The following is a 22,430-nucleotide window of genomic DNA, read 5'->3' on the forward strand; positions in this document are numbered from 1 at the left end:
CCTTCGCCGCCAATGTATCACCGGCCGTACCAATAACGCTTGCGCTCATCGCGCCAGGCGCTGACCGCAACGTCCCCGGCTGCCAGGCTGACCTGCACGGCGCCGTCGCGATCCGTGCGCCACAGCCGCGTGCCGCGCGCCTCGTAACGCGCCAGCACCTCGGCCTTGGGATGGCCGAAGCGATTGCGGTAGCCGACCGGGATGATCGCCTGCGGCGCCCCGACCGCGGCCAGGAAAGCCGGTGTCGAGGAGGTTTTCGAGCCGTGGTGCGGCATCAGCATGACATCCGCCGCCAGCAGAGCCGGATCGCGCGCCAGCAATTGCGCCTCGTCGGCCGCCTCGATATCGGAAGTCAGCAGCATGACCCGGCCGCCCGCCTCGACGCGCAAGACGCAGGAAAGATGATTGCTTTTGCTGTCGACCGCATAGGCGGCTGCATCCGGATGCAGCACGGCAAAGGACACGCCGTCCCAGACCCAGCGCTGCCCGGCGACACAGCGCGTGCCGGCGATTTCCGGCAAGGACGAGCGCACTTCACCGACCGGCAGCGCCGCCAGCACCGAGCCGAGGCCGCCGGCGTGGTCGCTGTCGCGATGTGTCACCATCAGCTGGTCGATGCGGTTGATGCCGAGGCTGCGCAAATAAGGGATGACGACACGTTGCCCGGCATCGGCGTCGGCGCCGTAGAGCGGACCAGGGTCGTAGACCAGCACATGCTCACGGGTGCAGATCACGCTGGCCAGGCCCTGGCCGACATCGAGCACGTCGATCCAGGCCGTACCCGCCTCCGGCTGCGGCGCCGGCCAGAACGCGGCCGGCATCAGCAAGACCAGCCCCAGACCACGCCCGGCCACGCCGCGCGGCAGCAGGCAGAGCGCCACGCCCAGCCCGGCCGCAGCAGCCGCCCACCAGGGTGGCGCCGGCGCCTGCCAGACCGGCCAGGTGGCGCACCAGAACAGGAATTGCATCAGCCAGCCGGTCAACCCGTGCGCGAAGGCCAAAACCGGCCACCACGGAAGCAGCGCCGCGAACAGCACAAGCGGCGTCAGCACAAAACTGATCAGCGGCACGGCCAGTGCATTGGCCAGCGGCGACACCAGCGAGAACTGCTGGAAGACGAGCAGCAGCACCGGTAGCGAAGCCAGCGTCGCCGCCCACTGCACCAGGCCCCAGCTGCGCAGTTGCCAGCGCCAGCCCTGCCCGGCACCGACCACCGCCGCAGCGATGTAGAACAGCGCGCCGACTGCACCAAACGACAGCCAGAAGCCGGCCGCCAAAACCGCCCAGGGATCGAATGCAAGCACGACCAGCAGCGCCAGCGCCAGAGTCCGGCTCGGCGCCAGCAGGCGCCCGGAAAACATCGCCAGCGCCGCGACCAGCAGCATGTAGAAAGTGCGTTGCGCCGGCACCGCAAAGCCGGCCAGCCCGGCATAGAACAGCGCCCCGAGACAGGCGGCGAGCACGCCGGCCTTCTGTGCCGGCAGGCGCAGCGCGAGCCGCGGAATGCGCCGCCAGACGGCGCTGAGCAGCCAGCCGAACAAGGCCGCGACCATGGTGACGTGCAGTCCTGAGATCGACAGCGCATGCGTCACACCGGCGCGGTTGAACACCGTCCAGTAATCGCCATCGATGGCATTCTGGTCGCCGACCGCCAGCGCGATCAGAATGCCGGCCCACGGGTATTGTTCGGCCGGCAAGGTGCGGCGAAACGCCGTGCGGATCGCATCGCGCAGCCGCTCGATGGCATAGGCCGGGTGCCAGACCATCGTCTCCAGGCGTTCGGCCGCTTGCGGCCGGACATAGCCGGTCGCGCGGATGTTGCGCTCGAGCAGCCAGGCCTCGTAGTCGAAGCCCTGCGGATTGGCATTGCCGTGCGGCCGCTTCAAACGCAGCGTCAAACGCCAGCGCTCGCCCGGATGCAGCACCGGTCGAGCCGTCTGCGCCGTGTCGCGCCCGGCATACCAGGAGAGCAGCACGCGCCGCGGCACGACGGCGCCAGCGGTCAACGCTTGCTCGATGACAAATTCGCTGCGCGTGCCGTAACTGAACTCCTGCGCCAGACCGGCAATCACGCCGATCACTTCGACATCCTCGCCTTCCCAGGCCGCACCGAGTTCGTCGGCGAGGCGAATCTCGGCCCGCCAGCCGGCCCAGGCAAAACCCAGCGCGCAGCAGCCGATGACGGCGAGCCCGCGGCTGATCCGGCCGGCCCGGCGCTGCTGCGGCCAGCACAGCAGCAAGCCGGCCAGCGCCCAGAGCGGCCAGGCAGGCAGTACCGGCTGCAACTGCAGGGCGAGTACGCCGGCGGCAAAAGCAAGGATATTGAGGCGCATGCAAAAATGGCCCGCGGCAACGGTCGACCGCCGCAGAATAGCCAAAATGCATAACAATCACCAGCCGGAAAACTGCAGCCAAAAACGATTTACCGGATAATGACCGGCATGCGCAAGCATCTGAAAAAATACCTGCCCGACCCGTCGGCAATCAGCGAGAACCGCTGGCTGCGGCCGTTTCACAACTCGCTGCTGCACCCGCGCCTGTGGCACCTGAACCGCCATTCGGCGGCCGGCGCAGTCGCCGCCGGGCTGGCCTGCGGCCTGATCCCCGGTCCCTTCCAGATGCTGGGTGCGGCGCTGTGCGCCCTGCTCTTTCGGGTGAATCTGCCGCTGGCGATGTTCGTGACGCTGTACACCAACCCACTCACCATCGTGCCGCTCTACCTGCTGGCCTATGAACTCGGCCGGCTGGTGATTGGCGACGGCAGCCATTTCAGCGCGCCGCCCGAATTTGCGCTCGGCCACCTGGCCGACTGGAGCCAGGCCATGCTGGGCTGGATGGCCGGCGTCGGCAAGCCGCTCGGCATCGGCCTGATCGTGCTCGCCGGCGGCCTTGCCGGGCTTGGTTATTTCGCCGTCAAGCTGGCCTGGCGGCTTTACCTGGTCGCCGCCTGGCGGCGCCGGCTCAGGTCCTGAAGCGCTCGACTTCGCCGCTCAGGGTTTCGGCCAGCTGACGCAGCGAAGCGGCGGTATCGGCATTGCTCGACGCCGCCGAGTTGTTTTCTTCCGCCATCTGGGCAATGCGCTCGACGTTGCGGGCAATTTCGCTGCTCGCCGCCGACTGCTCGCGCAATGCCGTGGTGATTTCGGACACCGAATCGACCACCTGGCGCGCCTGCGACTGCACCTGGCGAATCGCATCGCCGGCCGCCTGCGCCTGTTCGACACCACTCGCGACGCGCTGCACGCCCAGCTTCATACTGCCAACGGCAGTCGTCGTGCCGGACTGGATGGAGTCGATCATGCCGGCAATTTCCTGCGTCGATTTGGCCGTGCGTTCGGCCAGCTTGCGCACCTCGTCGGCAACCACCGCGAAGCCGCGCCCGGACTCGCCGGCCCGCGCCGCTTCGATCGCCGCATTGAGCGCCAGCAGGTTGGTCTGATCGGCAATTTCCTTGATCGTGCCGACAATGCTCGAAATCTGGTGCGACTGCTCGCCAAGCGCTTCGACGGCCACCGCCGACTGGTTGACGGTCGCGGCGATGCCTTCGATCTCGCTGACCACGTTCTGGACAATCCGGTTGCCGTTGGCCGCCACTTCGTCCGACTGGTTCGAGTAAGCCTGCGCATCCTGCGCATTCTTGGCGATGTGATCGACGCTGACCGTCATTTCCTCGACCGAAGCCGCCATGCTCGACGCCGAATCGCTTTGTGCAGCGGTACTCTGCGAAATCTCGTTACTCGAAGTGGCGAGCAGATCGGCGGCATGGTGCAGTTGCTCGACATCGCCCTTGACCCGGCTGAGCAGCGCCCGCAAGGCGCGCGCCATGTTGTTCAGGTCGTCGCCGGCGGCATGCAACTCGTCGTGGCCTTCCGTTTCGAAATGCACGGTCAGGTCGCCGTCGGCCAGGCGCTGGGCTCCGCGCGAGAAGATATTGACGCTGTTGATCACCGAGTAATAAGTCGCTACCGACAGGTAGGCAACAACCAGCATGACGATCACCGCCAGCAGCGCATTCAGCCAGAGAATCTTGCGGGCGTCGGTGGCACGCAGCTCGAGCTGCTTCTCGAATTGCGGCATCAGCACATCGAACATCACCTTGTAGCCGAGGTCGATGACCTGCGTCGTCTGGGCAAAATATTCCTGCGGTGGCGTCGCGTATTTTTCCCCGAGAATATCGTCGCGCACCAGGGCAAAAATTTTCTCGGCACCGTCGGAAAACTCCTTGGCCGGGCCGGTCAGATCGCCGCGCAGGGCCGGTGCAAAGCGCATCACCTTGTCGAGATTGGTATTCTGGGCACGCAGGGTGGCGGTCATCTGGGCGATCAGCGAAGCGACATCGACGCGCAATTGCGGCGTGATTTCCTTCTTGGTCAGGATGCCGGTACCGCGCGCCCGGGTGATGCCGAGCGGCTCAAGCATGGCCGGCATCTTGCTGACCACGGTATCCATGAAATAGTAGGTATCCATCGCCGGATCGAGCGTCAGCTCGGTTTCGTCGGCAATGTCGACCATGAAGACCAGCACCCGGTCGATCATCGCCGTATGGCGCTTGATGTTTTCCGGCGGCATCCAGCCCATGCCCTGGGCGCGGATCGCTTCCCAGTCATCGCGAATCGCCTTCCACTGCGCCGTATCGCGCAACACCGGCGACAACGCGGCATCAGCCGCGCCAATCGCCTCGACGACTTCCTTTTCCTTGGCCGAGCGCTTGTCCTTCATCGCTTCGTTGCCGTTGAGCACCCCGGACGACAGGCCGCGATGCTATTGCATGAACTGCACCATGCGGTTGACCGGCTTGAGCATGTGCAAACCGGCGATTTCCTTCTGCGCCGTCTTGATATCGCGATCCAGCGTCACGAAAACAGTAAATAGCAAAACGATGATGACGCTGGAGCCAGCCAGACCAAGCAGCATGAACTTGCTCGGATAACGCAGGCGATTCATCAAAATGATGGCCGGTCTGAACAGAGCTTCCATGTCTCTTCCTCTCACTGGATTTATTTATTATGAATATTGAAACTATGGCACAACTCAACAGGCCAGCAAACCGTCATTCAGCATCAGCACCCGGTCGGCACGCGCAGCCAGGCGGGTATCGTGCGTCACCATGACCAGGCTCGACTGCTGCAAACGCACGCGCTCCAGCAGCAGGTCGAAGACGATACCGGCAGTTTGACTGTCCAGATTGCCGGTTGGTTCATCCGCCAGCAAACAGGAAGGCTTGCTGACCAGCGCCCGGGCAATCGCCGCGCGCTGGCGCTCACCGCCGGACAGCTCGCCGGGTCGGTGCTCAAGGCGATGGCCGAGGCCAACCGCAGCCAGCATCGCCGCTGCTTCGGCCAGCGCTTCGGCACGCGGCATGCGGCGGATCAGCAGCGGCATGGCAACATTTTCCAGCGCCGAAAACTCGGCCAGCAGATGGTGGAACTGGTAAACGAAACCGAGATGCCGGTTGCGCCAGTCGCCACGGTCGACCTCGCCCAGATCGGAAAAATCGCGGCCCATCAGCACGACCTTGCCCTCGCTCGGCGTATCCAGCCCGCCCAGCAGATGCAGCAGCGTGCTCTTGCCGGAACCGGAAGCGCCGACGATGGCCACCGTCTCGCCCGGCATGATCGCCAGGTCGATGCCGGACAACACGGCAACGTCGAGGCCGCCGCCCTTGAATACCTTGCTCAGGCCGCTTGCCTGCAGGATCGGATCACTCATAGCGCAGGGCCTCCGCCGGATTGACGCGCGAAGCGCGCCAGCTGGGATAAAGGGTGGCCAGCAGCGCCAGCACGAAGGAAATCATGGTCACGCCCCAGACATCGCCCCATTGCAGTTCGGACGGCAGGTCGGAGATGTAATAAACCTCCTTGGACAGGAAATGCACGCCGAGCATGCGTTCGATGAAAGGCACGACGACATCGATGTTGAGCGCCAGCGCGACGCCGCCGACAACGCCAAGCCCCAGCCCGATGAAGCCGACCAGCGCGCCCTGCACGACGAAGATGCCCATGATCGACAGCGGCCGCGCGCCGAGCGTGCGCAGGATGGCGATATCGGCCTGCTTGTCGGTGACTGCCATGACCAGCGTTGAAACGAGATTGAAGGCGGCGACAGCAACGATCAGCGACAGGATGATGAACATCATGTTTTTCTCGATCGCCACGGCGCGGAAGAAATTGGCGTGGCTCTTGGTCCAGTCGTGCAGATAGGCATCGGCATCGATGAAGCGGACCAGCTCGCGCGCAATGCGCGGCGCCTGGAAGAGATCATCCACCTTGAGACGCACGCCGGTCACCCGGTCGCCCATCTGGTAAAGCGTCTGCGCATCCTGCAGGTTGATCAGGGCAAGACCCGAGTCGTATTCGTACATGCCGACCTCGAAGATGCCGACCACCTTGAACGACTTCAGGCGCGGGATCACGCCGGCCGGCGTCACCGTGCCTTGCGGCGCGATCAGCGTCACATTGTCGCCGGTAAAGACGCGCAGCGAACGCGCCAGATCGGCGCCGAGCACGACGCCGAACTCGCCCGGCCTGAGGTCATCGAGGCTGCCGCTCTTGATCGTCTTGCGGAAATCGGCGACGCGGTCTTCCTGGTCGGGCAGGATGCCGCGTACCAGCGCGCCCTTGACGCCGTTATCGACGGTGAACATCGCCTGCGACTGCACGAAAGGTGCCGTGGCGCGCACCTCCGGATGCTGCAGCGCCTGCGCCGCGATCGCCGGCCAGTTTTCCAGCTGGTCGTTGATGCCCTGGATCTGGATGTGCGAAGCGACCCCGAGGATGCGCGTGCGCAATTCCTTCTGGAAGCCGTTCATCACCGAGAGCACGACGATCAGCGCCGCGACGCCGAGCCCGATACCGAGCATGGAAATCAATGAAATGAAGGAGATAAAGTGATTGCGACGTTTGGCCCGCGTGTAACGCAGACCGATCAGCAGTTCATAAGGCAGGGCCATGTGGCGTTCGGAGTGAGGCAAAGTCGCTATGGTACACTCAAGCGCTTTCCCGCCGCCTGTCTGCCTGGATTACCGTGCACCTGACCCTGCTTGTCCCCGAACTGATCTGGCCCGAACCGGCCGACCAATTCACCCTCGGCAAGCTCGCCGCCCCCGGCTGCGAATGGCTGCTCGGCCACGCCAGCCTGAACCGCCAGCCGCGCCGCCCCTTCGAGAATGTCCTCGCTGCCCAATGCGGCCTCGCCGACGCACCATTCGGCGCCCTGCGCCTGCTCGGCGAAGGTTCTGCTGCGGCCGCCGACGGCCACTGGCTGTGCGCCGATCCGGTGCACCTGCGCTTTCACCATGAACGCATCGTGCTTGCCGACGCCGGCGCCTTTGATCTTGAAATGGATGAAGCCGCCGCCATCGTCGCCGCCCTCAATGCCGAGTTTGCCGACATCGGCGAATTCCACAGCCAGGACGCGCGGCGCTGGTACCTGCGCCTGCACCAGGCGGTCGACCACCCGGTGGCGCCACTTTCCGCCATGGCCGGCCGCCGCGTCGACGGCGAACTGAACGGCAGCGCCCTGCCCCTGACCCGCTGGCTCAACGAAGTGCAGATGTTCCTGCATGGCCACCCGGTCAACAGCCGCCGCGAACGCACCGGCCAGCCGGCCATCAACAGCCTCTGGCTGTGGGGCGGCGGGTGCCTGCCACAACATGCGCCGGCCGCCTTCTCCGGCATCTGGAGCGACAACCCGCTCGCCGCCGGCCTGGCGCAAGTCAGCAAGACACCGCTCGCACCGCGTCCGGCGACGCTGGCCGAATTCCTGCCGCAGGCCGGCGAACGGCCGCTGGTCGTGCTCGATCAACTGCTGCCGCGCGTCCTCTACGAAGATGGCGAAGGCTGGCGCAGCGCCTTCGAGGCCATGGAAAACGACTGGTTCGCGCCGCTCAGAAAAGCCCTCGGCGGCAAGGTCGACCGCCTGACGCTGATCGCCCCCTGCGTCTATGGCGAACTGCACTACGAAATCGCCAGCGGTGAACGCTGGAAATTCTGGAAAAAAGCTCAGCCGCTGATGTCCACCGCCGAACAACTCGCCAAGCAGGCCCAGGCATGACCCGACTCGTCACCCGTTCCAGCCCGCCACGCACCGCCTGGCAACTCGAACAACAAGGCCTGCATCCGCTGCTCGCCCGCCTCTACGCGGCACGCGGCATCACCGACAAGGCGGAGCTCGACTACGAGCTCAAATCGCTGCTGCCACCGGCCTCGCTGACCCATGCCACGGACGCCGCGCACATCCTCGCCGACGCCATCGAGGCCGAGGCCAAGCTGCTGATCATCGGCGACTACGACTGCGACGGCGCCACGGCGACGGCGGTCGGCATGCGCGCCCTGAAGATGCTCGGCGCCGATGTCGATTTCCTGCTACCCGACCGCTTCAAGCTTGGTTACGGCCTGTCGCCGGAAATCGTCGACGTCGCCGCCGAACAGTCGCCCGACCTGATCATCACCGTGGACAACGGCATCGCCAGCATTGCCGGCGTGGACCGGGCGCGCGAGCACGGCATCGCGACGCTGATTACCGACCACCATTTGCCCGCCGAAACGTTGCCGGCCGCCGACTGCATCGTCAACCCGAACCAGCCCGGCTGCGATTTCCCGTCCAAATGCATCGCCGGCGTCGGCGTGATGTTCTACGTCATGTTGGCGCTGCGCGCCGAATTGCGCGAACGCGGCTTCTTCGCCGACCGGCCGGAACCCAATTTCGCCAGCCTGCTCGATCTCGTCGCGCTCGGCACCGTCGCCGACGTCGTCAAGCTCGACCGCAACAACCGCATCCTGGTCAGCCAGGGTTTGAAGCGCATGCGCGCCGGCCAGTTGCAGCCGGGGCTCGCGGCGCTGTTCAAGGCGGCCGGCCGTGACCCGAAAAAGGCGACGGCAATGGACCTCGGCTTCATCCTCGGGCCGCGCCTGAATGCCGCCGGCCGTCTCGCCGACATGCGCCTCGGCGTCGAATGCCTGCTCACCGACGACGCCAGCCGCGCCCTGCAGATCGCGCAGGAACTCGACGCGCTCAATCGCGAACGCCGCGAGATCGAATCCGGCATGCAGGAACAAGCGATGATCCTGCTCGAATCGCTCGACGCCAGCGACGCCGCACCCGGCATCGCGATGTTCGACGAGACCTGGCACGAAGGCGTGGTCGGCATTCTCGCCTCGCGCATCAAGGACAAGCTGCACCGCCCGGTATTCGCCTTTGCGCCCGGCGAGGGCGGCATCATCAAGGGTTCGGGCCGCTCGATTCCCGGCCTGCACCTGCGCGATGCGCTCGACCTCGTCGCCAAGCGCGCCCCCGGCCTGCTGATTCGCTTCGGCGGGCATGCGATGGCGGCCGGCGCAACGGTACACGCCGAAAATTTCGAACAATTCCGCGACCTCTTCGCGCAAGTGGCCGGCGAACTGCTCTCGCCCGCCGACCTGACCCGCACCATCGAAACCGACGGCACGCTCGAAGGCGGCTACTACTCGCTCGACATCGCCCGCCTGCTGGAAAACGAAATCTGGGGCCAGGGCTTCCCGGCGCCGCTGTTCATGGACGAGTTCGAGGTCGAGCAGCAGCGCGTGCTCAAGGAAAAACACCTCAAGCTGCGCCTGCGCAAAGGCAACACGCGCATCGACGGCATCCAGTTCAATTTCAGCAAGCAGCCGGGCAGCAACACCCGCCTCGCCTATCGCCTGAGCATCAACGAATACATGGGTGTCGAAACGACGCAACTGATGGTCGAGCATCTGGAATAAGTCGTGCCCTACCTGATTGTCGTCACCGTCCTCTGGGCGTTCTCGTTCAGCCTGATCGGCGTTTACCTGGCCGGCCAGGTGGACAGCGATTTCGCGGTGCTGGTGCGCGTCGCCATCGCCGCCGCCATCTTCGTGCCGCTGCTGCGCTGGCGCGGCCTGCCGCAGCGCCTGATCGGCGGCCTCTGGCTGGCCGGCGCGCTACAGTTCGGCGTCACCTATCTCTGCCTTTATCGCAGTTTTGCCGTGTTGACCGTGCCGGAAGTGCTGCTGTTCACGGTGCTGACGCCGATCTACGTCACCCTGCTCGACGACGCGCTGGCCCGCCGCTTCAATGCCTGGGCGCTGCTCGCGGCCGGCGTCGCGGTCGGCGGCGGCATCCTGATCCGCTTCCAGCCGCTGACCGGCGACTATCTGCTCGGCTTCATCCTGCTGCAGATCGCCAACGCCGCCTTCGCCGCCGGCCAGGTGCTGTGCCGCCAGCTGCTCGCCCGCTACCCGACAGAAGAACCGTTGCACCACCTGTTCGGCCACTTTTTCCTCGGTGCGATGTTGCTCGTCCTGCCCTCCTTCCTGATTTTCGGCGATCCGGCACGCCTGCCACAGAGCGCCATGCAATGGGGCGTGCTCGCCTGGATGGGCGTTTTCGCCACCGCGCTCGGCATGTTCTGGTGGGTCAAGGGCAGCACCAAAGTCGATGCCGGCACGCTCGCCATCATGAACGAGCTGCACGTCCCGGCCGGCCTGCTGGTCAATGTGCTGATCTGGAACCGCGACGCCGACCTGCCGCGCCTGGCCGCCGGCGGCAGCGTCATCCTGCTTTCGCTGTGGCTGAACCGGCTCGGGCGCAAAGCCTTGGCAAAGGCCGCCTGAAAACGCCGAAAAGCTTGCCCGGCAAGCCGCCGCGCGGTAAGTTGGCGGCCTCAACCCAACCGCTGGAGAAAACATGAACCTGCTGCACAAAATCGCCCTGAGCGCCCTCGTCGCCCTGAGCAGCGCCGCCTACGCCGGCGCCCCGGAACACACGCCGTCCGGCCTGATCTACGAATCGCTCAAGGACGGCAGCGGCCAGCAGGCCACGCCGGCCGCCACCGTGCAGGTACATTACCGCGGCACGCTGGCCAACGGCACCGAGTTCGACAGTTCCTACAAGCGCGGCGAACCGGCCAGCTTCCCGCTCAGCCGCGTCATCCCGTGCTGGACCGAAGGCGTTTCGAAAATGCGCGAAGGCGGCAAAGCCAAACTGATCTGCCCGCCGGAAATCGCCTACGGCTCGCGCGGCGCCGGCGGCGCCGTACCGCCCAACGCAACGCTGACCTTCGAAGTGGAATTGCTCAAGGTCACCCGCTAAACCCGGCGCCAGGCGGTCGACGCCTGGAAAAGCATGAAAATGGCGCAACAAGCTGCGCCATTTTCATTGCGGCCCGGCCGTTCGCTAGACGAAGCTGATGTTGATCCGCTGCTGCCCCTGCACGATACGCGCCGCCGGCAGCAACTGGTGCGGCACATCGACGAAGGCAATGTCCGAATTGGTTATCACGTGATCGATCAACTGTTCGATCATGCTGCCGCGACGAACCAGTATCAGATCCGACCAGTCGGTATTGGTCAGCGCCACCGGCACGAAATTGCTGCGCTTGATGAAACTGGTCACCGCTTCCAGCACCCCGAGATTCTGGCGGGTGCCGAGCAGGCTGTGGCAGCAATCGTTCAGCACCATGCAGCCCTCATCGGCCACCAGATCCTGATAAGTCATCAGATCGTGCAGGATGTATTCGTACTGGTGGTTGGCATCGATATAGATCAATTCGAATTTCTCGACACCGGTTTCCGGCTGGATACGCTTCAATGCGCCAGCCGTATCGGAGCGGATGAAATGAATATCGGGCAATCCCGCGAAACGAGCCTGACACTCCTCGAACAACCGGTCATAAGTTGCCTGTTCGTGCATCGAGCCGCCGTAATAGGAAGCGTACTTGTCCAGCGAATCGACCCATGCCGGCAACTCCGGAAACGGACAGTAAGCCTCGGCAGCCGACATGCTCCAGCTATCCACCAGCACCAGAAGTTCCGGCGCCAGCGCCTTGTGCATGTTCAGCGCGTTCTCACCCCGCAGAACCCCCAGCTCCATGACCCTGGGTTTGATGTTCTGGGCATAGAAAACCCGCTCCAGCACCTGATAAAAATTGTAGCGATTGGCGTGACAGACCTTCATTTCATCTCCCCGAAGCCCACTGGCGTGATCAATATTGGCCGTAATCCTACAGCCTTTTCCGGACTGACTGCCGCAACGCGATAAATCGCAAAGCATTGTTCGAGCATTGACGAAGGATTCGTGCGCCGCCGCACCGACCGGGCAGCGGGTTGGGCACAAGCTGCCATTGAGCAATACGGGAAAGCCCCCCCGCAAAGCTGATTTGCAACGGCGGCCAAAAATCGCATCAGCGCTGCTTGCCACCGACCGAAAACTGCTTGCCCAATTTCAGGAAAAGGTCACCCCATGCACAGCATCTGCAGCACCACCCTCCGTGTTCTTGCCGTCACCCTCTCGCTAAGCCTGTCCGCCTGCTCCGGCATGTCGGCGCAGGATCAGAGCACCGCCATGCCGGAGCAGGCGTCGGTGCCATCGGCGGCTCAGTGCTGACCGGCGGCAGCACGGCCGGGACCGTCGGCGGCGCCGTCGTCGGCGGCGTGATCGGCCACGAAATCAAGAAATAGCAATACCGGAAGTGACCGGCGCGAGGGCAACTTCGGCCGTCACTTCTCCGACAGGGCGAGATTCGCCCCCAGTCCGACAAAGGCAGCGGCAAAACCGCGCCGCAGCCAGGCCTGCACGCGCGGCGACTCGATCACCGTATGACGGAAGGCATGCGCCAGCAAGCCGTAGGCGACGAACACGCCCAAGGTCATCGCCATGAAAACGCCGCTCAGCGCGAACAATTGCAGCAAGGGCCGCGCCGCACCCGGCGTCACGAATTGCGGCAGGAAGGCGAGGAAGAAGATGGTCAGCTTGGGATTGAGAATATTGAGCAGAAAAGCCTTGATCACCACGGCCGCTGCCGAACTACGTGTGGTCTGCCCTGCCTCGACGGCAAACGCCGAACGATCGCGCCAGGTCGCCCAGGCGACATAGAACAAATAAGCCACGCCAGCATATTTCAGCGCCTGAAAAGCCAGCGCGCTGCTGTGCAGCAACGCCGCCAGACCGAGCACCGTTGCCAGCAGATGCGGCACGATCCCGAGCGTACAACCCAAGGCCGCAAACAGACTCGCCCGCCGCCCGGCGACGAGGCCGGTGGAGACGGTGTAGATGACGCCGGTGCCTGGGATGAGGACGACGATCAGGGAGGTGATGAGGAATTCGAGGGTGATCATGGGGTGAATGACCTCATGGAAGCAGGAACAAATCCCGCAACTCAGGAATGAACAGGAGAAGCGGAGAGCTTCACGCCGAGCGCATGCAGAAGCTTGAGCATCGTGTCGTAGCGGGGCTTTGCGCCGGGCGTAAGTGCCTTGTAGAGACTTTCCCGTCCCAGCCCCGCATCCTTGGCCAGTTGCGCCATGCCGCGGGCGCGCGCCACGTCGCGCACGGCAGCCAGAAACACATCGGGATTGGCATCCTCCAGCGCTGCTGTAATGTAGGCCGAGATGGTTTCTTCGTTATCGAGGTAATCGGCCGCATCGAACGGGGAAAAATTAGCTATGTTTCACTCCTTGTTCACTAACGATTTAGGGGGAGATGACGATTTTTTTGTAATGTATCAAAAATTGTGGCCTTTCTCAGATTACCTTGCCCTGATTACGCCCCTGCTCGGACTATGCCAAGTGAAAATGTTGTATCACAGGGTGTTGAACGATAGACATTGACTTGATGATGTCGCCCATCAACCCATTCACGTACCTTCCTTTCGTCCTTAGGCGAGATATGAGCCCCAAGAATTACGCCTGTAAGAGCCTCTTCTGGAAAACGGTAAATGCCAGGGCCGCCTGTGTAATGCACAATCCGCCACTCCTGTTCATACTTCCAATGATCAGCCTTCGTTAGCAATGCGGCTTCCATCATATCTTCGTTATTTTGGCGAAAAGGATTGATCCTCGGCCGCACAGTCGGATATTTCACTTCTTGAGCATGAGAGAAAAAATCAAAATACCCGTCAAACTCAAGGCAAATCCCTCTGTGGGAGTCTGCATAATGCGACCACATCAAGATGTCGTCTTTTACTGTAGACAGACATAGAACTCCAATCTTCTCGGTGATTTGCTCAGTATGTAGATCTTGAACTCGCTTGACAGCCGCAGGATTACGGGGACTTCGTTCCGAATCTGCTACTTTCGCACGCGACTCTCGGAGCCTTTGCTCATCTGTCCAATGAGGACGATGTTTCTTAAGTATCCGCGCATAATAGGTAATTATTTCCTCGTCTGAGCCTTCAAATACAAAGCTCGGACGACAGTCGAAAGGATCGTTGAATAAAGACGGTTGAGGGAAAAAGAGTTCGTTGTGGCAAATCGTTCGTTCGACATACTCTGCGGCACCATTCGCCAAGCTTCTGTATCTGTAAAAATGAGATGGGCACTTGCTCATAATGGGGTAAAGAACCTAGCGTAAAACGAGACGCCTAGTAGACGAAAAGCTATCAAACGGATTGATCACTAAAACTAAGCAACCAAAAACGAATTTTACGGCATACCCTTATTTTCAATACATCACCCCTGCCGGCGGCGTAAACGAATCCAGCGCATTGAGGTAGGCCGCGCGTGCGAAGGCGCTCGGGTCGGGCAGGTTTTGCTGGCTCATCGAGCCTTTGAGTTGCGCAACCGACGCGTATTCGCCCTTTTCCATCCAGCGGGTGATGCCGTCGAGCACTTCCATGAGCGCCGGCGGGCCGCCGATGAGCAGGGCGCTGGCCATGTGCACGACGTCGGCGCCGGCGAGCAGCATTTTCAGGGCGTCGTCTGCCGTGTGTACGCCACCGCTGGCGGCCAGGCTCAGTTTGCTGCGTCCGCGCAGGATGGCAATCCAGCGCATGGTGAGCAGGGTGTCGGCCGAGGTCGAGAGCTGCACACGGTCGACCACTTTCAAAGTGGCTAAATCAATATCCGGCTGGAAGAAGCGGTTGAACAGCGAGATGCCGGCGGCGCCGGCCTGTTCGGCGCGACGCACGAAATTGGGCAGCGACGAGAAGAAGGGCGACAGCTTCATGCTGACCGGGATGCTGACCTGATCCTTCAATTCCTGGAGCAGGCCGAGGTAACGTTCTTCAAGGGCATCGCCGGGAATTTCCGGGTCGCCCGGCATGTACCAGGCGTTGAGTTCGAGCGCGTCGGCGCCAGCGGCCTGCATTTCCTGGCCGAGTTCGACCCAGCCGTTGAGCGAGGAGCCGTTCAGACTGGCGACCACCGGGATTTCGAGGCGCGCCTTGAGTTGCGTGATCTGTTCGAGATAGGTGTCGAGCTTGCTGACGTAGTCGTGACGGCCCGGCAGGTGACCGGCCGATTCGCCGAAGGCGTCGGGCGTGATCAGGAAGCGGTCGATCATGCGTTCGTCGTTGCGCACGTCTTCCTCGAACAGCGAGTGCATGACGATGGCCGCGGCGCCCGCATCCTCAAGGTGCAGGATGGGGTCGATCTGGCGGCTGAGCGGCGTCGAGGACGGGACCAGCGGATTCTTGAGCTTGAGCCCGAGGTAGTGGGTAGACAGATCAGGCATTTTTCTCTCCTTCGGCGGATTCAGCGCTCTTCTCGGCAATGGCGGTTTCCGGCAGCAGCAGACCGGCCAGTTCGACGTATTCCTGGTGACGCAGGCGGGCATCGCTTTCGGCCTGGTCCATGAAGCGGGCGGCGGCTTCCGGGTGCTGGCGTTCGAGCACGGTGAAGCGCGCCTCGTTCTTGGCAAACTCGCGGAAAGGCACGCTCGGCGCGGCGCTGTCGACCGACAGCGGATTGGCGCCCTGCTCGCGGCGGCGCGGGTCGTAGCGCAGCAGCGGCCAGTGGCCGGATTTCACCGCCAGGTCCTGCTGGCTGTGGTTGTGCGACATGTCCACGCCGTGCGCGATGCACGGGCTGTAGGCGATGATGATCGAGACGCCGGGATAGCTTTCGGCATCAATAAAGGCCTTCAGCGTGTGCGTATCCTTGGCGCCGTAGGCGACCTTGGCGACGAAGACGTTCTCGTAATCCATCGCAATGCGCGCCAGATCCTTCTTGCGGTTGTTCTGGCCGCTCGCCGCAAACTTGGCGACGGCACCGCGCGGCGTCGCCTTGGAGTTCTGGCCGCCGGTGTTGGAATAGACCTCGGTATCGAGCACCAGGATATTGACGTCGGCGCCCGACGACAGCACATGGTCGAGACCGCCAAAACCGATGTCGTAGGCCCAGCCGTCGCCGCCGATGATCCACACGCTGCGCCGCACCAGGTTTTCGGCAATCGCCGAAAGCGAGGCGGCAGCCGGCGTGGCGAGATGGCCGAGCTTGGCCTGCAAGGCGGCGACGCGCTCGCGCTGCTCATGGATGCCGGCTTCGGTCGATTGGTCGGCATGCAGCAAGGCAGCCACCACGTCGTCGCCGACATCCAGCGCCAGCGCCTTCAGTTGCGTGCGCGCCGCATCGGCCAACTGGTCGGTGGCCAGGCGCATGCCGAGACCGAACTCGGCATTGTCCTCGAACAGCGAATTGTTCCAGGCCGGCCCCCTGCCCTCGGCATTCGTCGTGTACGGCGTGGTCGGCAGGTTGCCGCCGTAGATCGACGAACAGCCGGTGGCGTTGGCGACCAGCATGCGATCACCGAACAACTGCGTGGCAAGCCGGATGTACGGCGTTTCGCCACAGCCGACGCAGGCGCCGGAAAACTCGAAAAGCGGCGGCAACAGCATGGCGCCGGGCACGGTGCCCCGCTTGACGATGCGCCGGTCGTAATCGGGCAGCTTGAGGAAGAACTCCCAGTTTTCCGCTTCCTGCGCACGCAGCGGCGGCTGCTCGGCCATGTTCAGGGCCTTGCGCGAAACATTCGACTTGTCGCGGATCGGGCAGACCTCGACGCACAGCGTGCAGCCCGTGCAATCCTCGGGCGCCACCTGGTAGCTGATGTTCCAGCTCGCCGGGTAATCCTTGCTGCGCGGTGCCATGTGCTTGAACGTCGCGGGCGCGTTCTCGGCCAGTTCGGCCGGGAAGGCCTTGGCGCGGATCGCCGAATGCGGGCAGACGAAGACGCACTTGCCGCATTGCGTGCACAGATCGGTTTCGAGCACCGGGATCTGCAGCGCCAGGTTGCGCTTTTCGTACTTGGCGGTGCCGGTCGGCCAGGTGCCATCGACCGGGAACAGCGAAACCGGCAGGCTGTCGCCATGGCCGGCGATCATCGGCAAGGTCAGCTTGCGCACGAAATCGGTCAGCGGCTGGCCGGCGATGGCGGCGGCCGGCGTAGCGGTCGACGTCGCTTCAGCAGGCAAAACCACCTGGTTCAGGCAGGCCAGCGTCTTGTCGATGGCACGGTAATTCAGCTCGGCGATGCGCCGCCCCTTGCGGCCATAGGTTTTCTCGACCGCATGCTTGATCGCGGCGATCGCGTCTTCCTGCGGCAGGATGCCGGAAATGGCGAAGAAGCAGGTCTGCATCACGGTATTGATGCGCCGCCCCATGTCGGCCTCCTGCGCCACCTGGTAGGCGTCGATGACATAGAAGCGGATCTGTTTTTCGATCATCCGGCGCTGCATGGCGAGCGGCAGCGTGGCGAAAACGCGTTCCGGCGACAGGTGCGTGTTGAGCAGGAAGACGGCCCCCGGCGCGGCATGCGCCAGCAGATCGTGCGTTTCGACAAAATGCGGCTGGTGGCAGGCGATGAACTTGGCGTCGCCGTCGCCGGTCAGGTAGGCCGAACGGATGGGCTGCGGGCCGAAACGCAGGTGCGAAACGGTCATTGCGCCCGACTTCTTGGAGTCATAGACGAAATAGCCCTGGGCGTAGAGCTCGGTTTCGTCGCCGATGATCTTGATCGAATTCTTGTTGGCCGACACCGTGCCGTCCGAGCCCAGACCGTAGAACACGGCAGCAAAGGTTTCGGCGGTCGCATCGCTGCGGAAGCTGGCGTCGAAAGGCAGCGACAGGCCGGTCACATCGTCGGCAATACCGACCGTGAAGCGGCGTTTCGGCGCCGGCTCGGTCAACGCGGCAAAAACGGCCAAAACCATGGCCGGATTGAATTCCTTGGAACCCAGGCCGTAACGCCCGCCGATCACGCGCGGCATGGCGGCGAAGCGCGGGTTTTCGTTGCCGGCATCCTCGGCCAGCGCCACCAGGACGTCCTTGTAGAGCGGTTCGCCGGCGGCGCCCGGTTCCTTGCAGCGGTCGAGCACGGCAATCTGGCGCGTCGTCGCCGGCAAGGCGGCGAGCAAGGCGGCCGGCGCCCAGGGGCGGAACAGGCGAACCTTGAGCAGCCCGACCTTCTCGCCACGGCGATTCATGTGGGCGACGGTTTCCTGCACGGTTTCGGCACCGGAACCCATCAGGATGATGACGCGCTCGGCGTCGGGCGCGCCGACATAATCGAACAATTTATAGGGTCGACCGGTGAGCTTGCCGAATTCGTCCATGGCTTCCTGAACGATGTCCGGGAAGGCGTCGAACCACGGGTTCTGCGCTTCGCGCGCCTGGAAGAAGACGTCCGGATTCTGCGACGTACCGCGCAGCACCGGGTGTTCCGGCGACAGGGCGCGGCCGCGCAACTCGACGATGCGCTCCTGCGGCAGCATTTTGTGCAAAACCGCATCGTCGACCGTCTGGATCTTGGCAACCTCGTGCGAGGTGCGGAAACCGTCGAAGAAATGCAGCACCGGGATGCGTCCGGCCAGCGTCGCTGCCGTGGCGATGGCCGCCATGTCGTGCGCTTCCTGCACCGAATTCGACGAAAGCAGCGCAAAGCCGGTGGCACGCGTGGACATCACGTCGGAATGGTCGCCGAAGATCGACAGCGCATGCGTCGCCAGGGCGCGGGCGGCAACGTGGAAGACGGTCGGCGTCAGTTCGCCGGCGATCTTGTACATGTTCGGGATCATCAGCAGCAGGCCTTGCGAGGCCGTGAAGGTCGTCGCCAGCGCGCCGGCCTGCAATGCGCCATGCACGGTACCGGCGGCACCGCCTTCGGACTGCAGTTCGACGACTTTCGGGACGCTGCCCCAGATATTGGCCTTGCCCTGCGCCGCCCATTCGTCGGACAGTTCGCCCATGCCGGACGAAGGGGTGATCGGGTAAATGGCGATCACTTCTGAAATGCGGAAGGCCACGTGTGCGACGGCTTCGTTACCGTCGATGGTGAGCATGTGTTTCATGATCTGATCCTGGTGGTTCGACTACGCCCACTCGAAAGCTGGCAGCCGGAAAACGCTCCGGGCAGGCCCGGAAACGCCGGATGCTGCAATGCAGCACTTGCATTCTACGCCCGAAAACGCAGGCGTGTCCGCCCTCTTCGATGACGCCGGGAACTAAAATAACGGCATGTGTTCCATCAAGAAAATCCCGCCGGGAGAAATCACCATGCCACTGCCGCGCCGCCCGCAAGCCGTCCTGATCGATCTGGCCGGCGTCCTGCATATCGACGACCAGGCCATTCCCGGCGCAGTCGAGGCGCTGCAGCGGTTGCGTGCCAGCGGCTTGGCGCTGCGCTTTCTGACCAACACGACGCGCTCGCCGCGCCGGCGCATCGTCAGCAAGCTGCAACAAATGGGTTTCGCCATCGCACCGGAAGAAGTGCAGACCGCCGTGCACGCGACCCGCCACCTCGTCGAACAGCGCGGCCTGCGCCCGCATTACCTGGTGCATCCCGATATTGCCGACGAAATCGGCCACAGCCACGCCGAACCCGATGCCGTCGTGCTCGGCGATGCCGGCGAGCATTTCACCTACGCCGCACTGAACACGGCATTTCGCCTGCTGATGCAGGGTCGACCGCTGATCGTCATGGCGCGCAACCGTTATTTCAGGGAAAAGGACGGCCTGACGCTGGACATGGGCGCCTACGTCGCCGGCCTGGAATACAGCAGCGGCGCCAAGGCGGAAGTGGTCGGCAAGCCGGCCGCGCCCTTCTTTTTAGCGGCGCTCGCCGAACTTGGCGTAGCCCCGGAAAACGCCGTGCTGATCGGCGACGACCTCAGCGACGACATCGGTGGCGCGCAGGCCGCCGGCATTCCCGGCATGCTGGTGCGCACCGGCAAATTCCGGCCGGGCGACGAGGCGCATCCGGACATCAAGCCGGCCGCAACGGTCGACGACTTTGCGGCAGCCGTTTCCCGGCTGCTCGATCGCTGAGCCGTTCTAAGAAGCTGTTCATGATTTTCGCTTGTCATTCAAACCCCTCCCCAACCCTCCCCTTCTCAGGGGAGGGAGTTTGTCCATGCGCGACTTGGGGTGCTCCTCCCCTGTTAAGGGGAGGTCGGGAGGGGTTTTACAGGCATATCAAATAAAGCTGTAGCCCGGTTTCACGACTTTCGGAAGATCGTGAACAGCCTCTAACGCGCGGTCAGCAAAAATTCGGCAGCGGCACCAGCCGACAACGGCCGCGCAAACAGGTAGCCCTGGAATTCTTCGCAGCCCAGCGCATTGAGCACGGCCAGTTGTGACGCCTTCTCGACCCCTTCGGCAACGACGCGCAGGTTGAGGCTGTGCGCCAGCGAGACGATGGCGCGCGTGATCGCCGTCGCTTCGGCGCCGGTGTCGCACTCCATGACGAAGGAACGATCGACCTTGAGCGTGTCGATCGGGAAGCGCTTCAGGTAGGCGAGCGAGGAGTAGCCGGTGCCGAAGTCGTCGATCGCGATGGTGACACCCATCGCCTTCAGTTCGTGCAGCACGGCGAGCGCCCGCTGCACATCGCCCATCAGCATGCCTTCGGTGATTTCCAGTTCGAGATTGGCCGGCGGCAACCCGGCTTCGTCGAGCACCGAACGGACCAGCGCCGCCAGATCCTTTTCGCGGAACAGGCTGGGCGAAATATTGACCGCGACATGCAGATCACGATATCCCGCGGCCCGCCAGCCGGCCGCCTCGTGACAAGCCTGGCGCATGACGAACCAGGTCAGTTGCGAGATCAGGCCGGTTTCTTCGGCGAGCGGGATGAACTTGACCGGCGAAACACTGCCGAATTCATCGCTGTCCCAGCGCACCAGCGCCTCGAAGCCGCAGGCGCGGCCGCGCGCATCGACCTTGGGCTGATAGACGACGTACAGCTCTTCCTGCTCGACGGCACGGCGCAAGGCCGAGTCGAGCGCCAGGCGGTCGCGCGCCGCGGCATTGAGCGATTCGGTATAGAACTGGAACTGCCCCTTGCCCAGCTGCTTGGCATGGTGCATCGCCGCGTCGGCATGGCGCAGCAGCGCTTCGAGATCTTCACCATCGTCCGGATAGACACTGACACCGATGCTGCAATTGACGCGCACTTCGTGGCCGTCAAGCATGATCGGCTCGGCGACGGCCTCCTGAATGCGGTGCAGGATCTGCAGCGTGTCGCTGAGGCCGCCGTAATCGCCGAGGATGAGCACGAACTCGTCACCGCCGTAACGCGCCACGGTATCCGACTCGCGCAGGCTGGCCTTGAGGCGTCTGGCAGACTCGACCAGCAACTGGTCGCCGGCGCCGTGACCAAGGCTGTCATTGACGAACTTGAAGTTATCGAGATCGACAAAGGCCAGTGTGCCGTGCGTGCCCTTGCGCTGCGCCAGACGCAGCAACTGCTGCAGGCGGTCCTGCAACAGGTTGCGGTTGGGCAGGCCGGTCAGCGGATCGTGCGTTGCCTGGTATTCGAGTTGCTGGCGGTAGTTGTGCTGCGCCGTGACATCCTCGACCGTGCCTTCGTAATAAAGCGCCTCGCCTTCCGGACTGAAGACGACGTGGGCGTTCTCGGAAATCCAGATGCGGCTGCCGTCACGGCAATAGACTTCGGATTCGAAATCGGTGACGCGCCCGGTATCGCGGATGCGCTGCTTGAATTCCTCGCGCCGGCCGGGTGCGACGTAAAGCCGGGTGGCAATGTCGGATAGTCCGGCAACCAGCGAAGCCGGGCAATCGTAGCCATAGAGCCGGGCCAGCGCCAGGTTGGCGGCCAGGTAATGACCGTCGATCGAGGTCTGGAACATGCCGATCACCGAGTCTTCGAAAATGCTGCGGTAGCGCAGTTCGGCATCGGCGAGCTGGCGTTGGCTGAGCAATTGCTCGGTAATGTCCTCGATGAAACCTTCAACCACGCGCCGTCCCTGCTCGTCGAGCACGACAGAGCCGCGTTCAAGCACCCAGATTTCCCGACCATCACGGTGCAGCAGGCGGTACTGCAGGCGATAGCGACCACTTCCGGCCATCGCCGCAGCGATCACCTGGCGGACACGCGCCCGGTCATCCGGATGGGTGATCATCTCAAGCGAGACGACCTTGTTGTCTTCCAGCTCGTCCGGGCAGTAACCGGTCAGTTCGCGGCTGCCATCGCTGACAAAATACAAGGTCCAGTGATCGTCGATGGCGCAGCGGAAGACCATGCCTTCAAGGTTGTGCACCAGCACCTGCAGGACGCGATCACTGTCGATGTCATTCCAGACGGAGTCACGCCGTTTGCGCAGGACAGGAAGAAAACCAGAAGAAGGCACGATATCTTTCATGTAAGAAACAAGTTTGATCAGCAAGCACGCTCTTGGAGCAAAAACCCTGCCCACCACAAAC

The 22,430-nt window shown here is 63.4% G+C and carries 19 protein-coding genes; 7 read left to right on the plus strand and 12 right to left on the minus strand.

Annotated elements, in window-relative coordinates; genetic code table 11:
• Window positions 1-17: 17 nt before the first annotated feature.
• A complete protein-coding gene (locus tag KI612_RS11480) occupies window positions 18-2,333 on the minus strand; it encodes a DNA internalization-related competence protein ComEC/Rec2 (protein ID WP_226440222.1) in 2,316 nt (771 codons plus the stop codon).
• A gap of 108 nt (window positions 2,334-2,441) precedes the next feature.
• On the opposite strand from KI612_RS11480, the gene KI612_RS11485 reads away from it, so the two are divergent.
• Window positions 2,442-2,972, plus strand: coding sequence for a DUF2062 domain-containing protein (locus KI612_RS11485; protein WP_226440223.1), 531 nt, complete (start codon window positions 2,442-2,444; stop codon window positions 2,970-2,972).
• On the opposite strand, the gene KI612_RS11490 is transcribed toward KI612_RS11485, so the two are convergent.
• Genes KI612_RS11490 through KI612_RS11505 form a run of 4 tightly spaced genes read right to left on the minus strand, consistent with a single transcriptional unit; the run spans window position 2,962 to window position 6,949 of the window.
• Window positions 2,962-4,740, minus strand: a complete 1,779-nt coding sequence (locus KI612_RS11490; RefSeq protein WP_226440224.1) for a methyl-accepting chemotaxis protein — start codon at window positions 4,738-4,740, stop codon at window positions 2,962-2,964. The genes KI612_RS11485 and KI612_RS11490 overlap by 11 nt on opposite strands.
• Before the next feature lie 21 nt (window positions 4,741-4,761).
• A complete protein-coding gene (locus tag KI612_RS11495; protein ID WP_226440225.1) occupies window positions 4,762-4,977 on the minus strand; it encodes a hypothetical protein in 216 nt (71 codons plus the stop codon).
• Between the two features lie 54 nt (window positions 4,978-5,031).
• Window positions 5,032-5,709 (minus strand): lipoprotein-releasing ABC transporter ATP-binding protein LolD, encoded by a 678-nt coding sequence (gene lolD, locus KI612_RS11500; protein ID WP_226440226.1) that lies wholly within the window; start codon window positions 5,707-5,709, stop codon window positions 5,032-5,034.
• On the minus strand, window positions 5,702-6,949 hold the full coding sequence (locus KI612_RS11505) for a lipoprotein-releasing ABC transporter permease subunit (protein WP_404818050.1): 1,248 nt from the start codon (window positions 6,947-6,949) through the stop codon (window positions 5,702-5,704). The genes lolD and KI612_RS11505 overlap by 8 nt, the downstream gene beginning before the upstream one ends.
• Window positions 6,950-7,023: 74 nt before the next feature.
• Between KI612_RS11505 and KI612_RS11510 the strand changes: the two genes are divergently transcribed.
• The 4 genes from KI612_RS11510 to KI612_RS11525 all read left to right on the plus strand — a co-directional run bounded on the left by KI612_RS11510 (window position 7,024) and on the right by KI612_RS11525 (window position 11,085).
• Window positions 7,024-8,052, plus strand: coding sequence for a hypothetical protein (locus KI612_RS11510; protein WP_226440227.1), 1,029 nt, complete (start codon window positions 7,024-7,026; stop codon window positions 8,050-8,052).
• On the plus strand, window positions 8,049-9,737 hold the full coding sequence (gene recJ / locus KI612_RS11515; protein WP_226440228.1) for a single-stranded-DNA-specific exonuclease RecJ: 1,689 nt from the start codon (window positions 8,049-8,051) through the stop codon (window positions 9,735-9,737). Before KI612_RS11510 ends, recJ begins: the two co-directional genes overlap by 4 nt.
• A gap of 3 nt (window positions 9,738-9,740) precedes the next feature.
• Window positions 9,741-10,607, plus strand: a complete 867-nt coding sequence (locus KI612_RS11520; RefSeq protein ID WP_226440229.1) for an EamA family transporter — start codon at window positions 9,741-9,743, stop codon at window positions 10,605-10,607.
• Between the two features lie 73 nt (window positions 10,608-10,680).
• Window positions 10,681-11,085: an FKBP-type peptidyl-prolyl cis-trans isomerase gene (locus tag KI612_RS11525; RefSeq protein WP_226440230.1), complete on the plus strand. Its 405-nt coding sequence runs from the start codon at window positions 10,681-10,683 to the stop codon at window positions 11,083-11,085.
• Between the two features lie 84 nt (window positions 11,086-11,169).
• On the opposite strand, the gene KI612_RS11530 is transcribed toward KI612_RS11525, so the two are convergent.
• Complete coding sequence (locus KI612_RS11530) at window positions 11,170-11,949, minus strand: class I SAM-dependent methyltransferase (RefSeq protein WP_226440231.1); 780 nt, start codon at window positions 11,947-11,949, stop codon at window positions 11,170-11,172.
• A 422-nt stretch (window positions 11,950-12,371) separates the two neighbouring features.
• Between KI612_RS11530 and KI612_RS19900 the strand changes: the two genes are divergently transcribed.
• Window positions 12,372-12,452 carry a glycine zipper 2TM domain-containing protein gene (locus tag KI612_RS19900; protein WP_319003001.1) on the plus strand — a complete coding sequence of 27 codons (81 nt, stop codon included), beginning with the start codon at window positions 12,372-12,374 and terminating at the stop codon, window positions 12,450-12,452.
• A gap of 39 nt (window positions 12,453-12,491) precedes the next feature.
• Here the strand turns inward: KI612_RS19900 and KI612_RS11540 are convergent, their stop codons facing one another.
• The 5 genes from KI612_RS11540 to nifJ all read right to left on the minus strand — a co-directional run bounded on the left by KI612_RS11540 (window position 12,492) and on the right by nifJ (window position 19,057).
• Window positions 12,492-13,109, minus strand: a complete 618-nt coding sequence (locus KI612_RS11540; RefSeq protein WP_226440232.1) for a LysE family translocator — start codon at window positions 13,107-13,109, stop codon at window positions 12,492-12,494.
• Between the two features lie 41 nt (window positions 13,110-13,150).
• Window positions 13,151-13,438: an addiction module antidote protein gene (locus KI612_RS11545; protein ID WP_226444226.1), complete on the minus strand. Its 288-nt coding sequence runs from the start codon at window positions 13,436-13,438 to the stop codon at window positions 13,151-13,153.
• Window positions 13,439-13,533: 95 nt separating this feature from the next.
• Window positions 13,534-14,280: a DUF2971 domain-containing protein gene (locus tag KI612_RS11550; RefSeq protein ID WP_226440233.1), complete on the minus strand. Its 747-nt coding sequence runs from the start codon at window positions 14,278-14,280 to the stop codon at window positions 13,534-13,536.
• Between the two features lie 153 nt (window positions 14,281-14,433).
• Window positions 14,434-15,444: a dihydroorotate dehydrogenase-like protein gene (locus KI612_RS11555; RefSeq protein ID WP_226440234.1), complete on the minus strand. Its 1,011-nt coding sequence runs from the start codon at window positions 15,442-15,444 to the stop codon at window positions 14,434-14,436.
• Window positions 15,437-19,057: a pyruvate:ferredoxin (flavodoxin) oxidoreductase gene (gene nifJ / locus KI612_RS11560; RefSeq protein WP_226440235.1), complete on the minus strand. Its 3,621-nt coding sequence runs from the start codon at window positions 19,055-19,057 to the stop codon at window positions 15,437-15,439. The genes KI612_RS11555 and nifJ overlap by 8 nt, the downstream gene beginning before the upstream one ends.
• 205 nt (window positions 19,058-19,262) lie before the next feature.
• Between nifJ and KI612_RS11565 the strand changes: the two genes are divergently transcribed.
• Window positions 19,263-20,033, plus strand: coding sequence for a TIGR01458 family HAD-type hydrolase (locus KI612_RS11565; RefSeq protein WP_226440236.1), 771 nt, complete (start codon window positions 19,263-19,265; stop codon window positions 20,031-20,033).
• A gap of 200 nt (window positions 20,034-20,233) precedes the next feature.
• On the opposite strand, the gene KI612_RS11570 is transcribed toward KI612_RS11565, so the two are convergent.
• Window positions 20,234-22,357: a sensor domain-containing protein gene (locus KI612_RS11570; protein WP_226440237.1), complete on the minus strand. Its 2,124-nt coding sequence runs from the start codon at window positions 22,355-22,357 to the stop codon at window positions 20,234-20,236.
• Between the last annotated feature and the right edge of the window lie 73 nt (window positions 22,358-22,430).

The organism is Quatrionicoccus australiensis (assembly GCF_020510525.1).
GTDB classification, from domain to species: domain Bacteria; phylum Pseudomonadota; class Gammaproteobacteria; order Burkholderiales; family Rhodocyclaceae; genus Azonexus; species Azonexus australiensis_B.